Source organism: Verrucosispora sp. SN26_14.1, from assembly GCF_004307965.1.
Lineage (GTDB): Bacteria > Actinomycetota > Actinomycetes > Mycobacteriales > Micromonosporaceae > Micromonospora.
Window position 1 is genome coordinate 1 of sequence record NZ_SISL01000657.1, and the last position, 2,463, is coordinate 2,463.

Consider the following 2,463-nt stretch of genomic DNA (forward strand, 5'->3'; position numbering starts at 1 on the left):
GGCTCGGAGATGTGTATAAGACTCAGGCGCCTCGGGTGGTCGACGCGGGCGCGTGGACCGGTCGAGCCGGAGCACCGACGCCCGGCGTCGGCCATCTATCCAGTTGTCACACGCGCGCCGCGTGCGGCGACCACCCGCTCGGGGACGCGTGCGGGCGGCTCCATCCGGGTATGACCGCCGCGCGACGGTCGACCGGGTGGTCGGTGCTCAGTCCTTGACGGTGTCGCTCTCCTCGACGGGCGACTCGACCGGTCGCTCCGCCTTGGTGACCACCCGGGCGATCGCCGGACGGGCGTAGCGGGTCTGCACTCCGGGAGCGATCTCGAGCAGTACGCTGTCGTCCTCCACGCCGGTGACCGTGCCGTAGAGCCCGCCGATGGTGACCACCTCGTCGCCGACGGAGAGGCCGGTCTGCATCGCCTCGGCCTCGCGGCGGCGCTTCTGCTGCGGGCGGATCATCATGAAGTACATGACGCCGAAGAGCAGCGCGATCATGAGGATCGGCGTGAAGCCCGCCGCTCCTCCGCCTTCTGCTGCGTAGTGCACGGTTGTAGACCTTCCCATTGGCCTCCGTCACGGTGCTGACACCGAGCGGAGGCGGATTTTCACATCCTGTGCGGACCGCGGCGAGTCTAGTCGCTCTATCTGGGAACGCCGAATGCGGCACAGATCACGAACAGATCACGGCTGGTCGCTGTCCACGGAGAACAGATCGGGCACAGCGGCAGCCTCGGCCCCAAATGTACCATTCGGGGGTGTACGTCCCAGGTGGTGCCAGGCGGCATCGGTCGCCACCCGGCCGCGCGGCGTACGGGCCAGCAGCCCGGCCCGCACCAGGAACGGCTCGCAGACCTCCTCCACCGTGTCCGGCTGCTCCCCGACGGCCACGGCCAGGGTCGACAGACCGACCGGGCCACCCCGGAACGAGTCCACCAGGGCGGTCAGCACCGCCCGGTCGAGCCGGTCCAGGCCGAGCGCGTCCACGTCGTACACGGTCAACGCCGCGCGGGCCGTCTCGACGGTGACCACCCCGTCGGCGCGTACCTCGGCGAAGTCGCGGACGCGGCGCAGCAGGCGGTTGGCGATCCGGGGGGTGCCCCGCGACCGGCCGGCGATCTCCACCGCCCCGTCGTCGGTGATCGGCACACCGAGGATCCGGGCCGAGCGGTGCAGCAGCAGCTCCAACTCGGCGGGGGCGTAGAAGTCGAGGTGGGCGACGAACCCGAAGCGGTCCCGCATCGGACTGGTCAGCAGACCGGCCCGGGTGGTCGCCCCGACCAGCGTGAACGGCTCGACGTCGAGCGGGATGGCGGTGGCGCCCGGCCCCTTGCCGACCACCACGTCGACCCGGAAGTCCTCCATCGCGCTGTAGAGCAGCTCCTCGGCCGGCCGCGCGATCCGGTGCACCTCGTCGATGAAGAGCACGTCGCCCTCGGCGAGACTGGTCAGGATCGCGGCCAGGTCGCCGGAACGCTCGATCGCTGGGCCGCTGGTCACCCGGATACCGGTGCCCAGCTCCGCGGCGACGATGTTGGCCAGGGTGGTCTTACCGAGGCCGGGCGGCCCGGAGAGCAGGATGTGGTCCGGTGGCGAGCCGCGCCGCATCGCGCCCTGCAACAGCAGGTCGAGCTGGTCGCGGACGCGGTGCTGGGCGATGAACTCGTCCAGCCGCTTCGGCCGGACACTGACCTCCGCGTCGCGCTCCGCCTCGCTGACGTACGCCGAGACCAGCCCGCCGTCGGGCGCGGTCACCGGGACCGGCCCAGCAGCCGGATGGCCTGCTTGAGCAGCACCGGCACCGGCGGCGTGGGACCGTCCACGGTCTCCGCGACGGCGGTGACCGCCTGGTCGGCCTGACCGGCCGTCCAGCCGAGCCCGATCAGCGCCTGGCGGACCTGCTCCGGCCAGGCCCCACCGGTCACCCCGGCCGCGCCGTCGGCACCGACGGCCACCGGGCCGATCCGGTCGCGCAGCTCCAGCACCAGACGCTCGGCGCCCTTCTTGCCGATCCCGGGTACGCGGGTCAGCGCGCCCGTGTCGGCGTTGGCGATCGCCTTGCGTACCGCGTCCGGGGTGTGCACCGCGAGCACCGCCTGGGCCAACCGGGGCCCCACCCCGCTCGCGGTCTGGAGCAGCTCGAACAGCGCCCTCGCGTCGTCGTCGGCGAAGCCGTAGAGGGTGAGCGAGTCCTCCCGCACCACCAGGCTGGTGGCCAGCCGTGCCGACTGACCCACCCGCAGGTCGGCGATGGTGCCGGGGGCGCACTGCACGGCGAGGCCGACGCCACCCACCTCGATCACCGCATGGGCCGGGCCGGTCGCGGTCACCACGCCGCGCACACTGGCGATCATCTCGCTCCTCCTCGTCTCGCCCGGTCCGCCGCGACGGCCAGCTTGGACCGGGTGCCGCCGCGCCAGACGTGGCAGATGGCCAGCGCGAGGGCGTCCGCGGCTGTCTCTTAGA

At 72.4% G+C, this 2,463-nt stretch carries 3 protein-coding genes and 1 pseudogene; all 4 read right to left on the reverse strand.

The features are described 5' to 3' along the window. Positions 1-207: 207 nt before the first annotated feature. Positions 208-546 (reverse strand): preprotein translocase subunit YajC, encoded by a 339-nt coding sequence (gene yajC / locus EYA84_RS30505; RefSeq protein WP_131057677.1) that lies wholly within the window; start codon positions 544-546, stop codon positions 208-210. 135 nt (positions 547-681) lie between these two features. Then, complete coding sequence (gene ruvB / locus EYA84_RS30510) at positions 682-1,752, reverse strand: Holliday junction branch migration DNA helicase RuvB (RefSeq protein ID WP_176093286.1); 1,071 nt, start codon at positions 1,750-1,752, stop codon at positions 682-684. Beyond that, on the reverse strand, positions 1,749-2,351 hold the full coding sequence (gene ruvA / locus EYA84_RS30515) for a Holliday junction branch migration protein RuvA (RefSeq protein WP_131057678.1): 603 nt from the start codon (positions 2,349-2,351) through the stop codon (positions 1,749-1,751). The genes ruvB and ruvA overlap by 4 nt, the downstream gene beginning before the upstream one ends. Further along, positions 2,348-2,452 (reverse strand): annotated as a pseudogene (locus EYA84_RS30520) (Holliday junction resolvase); the annotation flags it as partial. The gene ruvA and the pseudogene EYA84_RS30520, both read right to left, overlap by 4 nt. Positions 2,453-2,463: the final 11 nt, after the last annotated feature.

Excerpts from the sequence above, each read along its gene's own strand:
- ruvA (WP_131057678.1), bottom strand. The coding sequence starts at position 2,351 with ATGATCGCCAGTGTGCGCGGCGTGGTGACCGCGACCGGCCCGGCCCAT.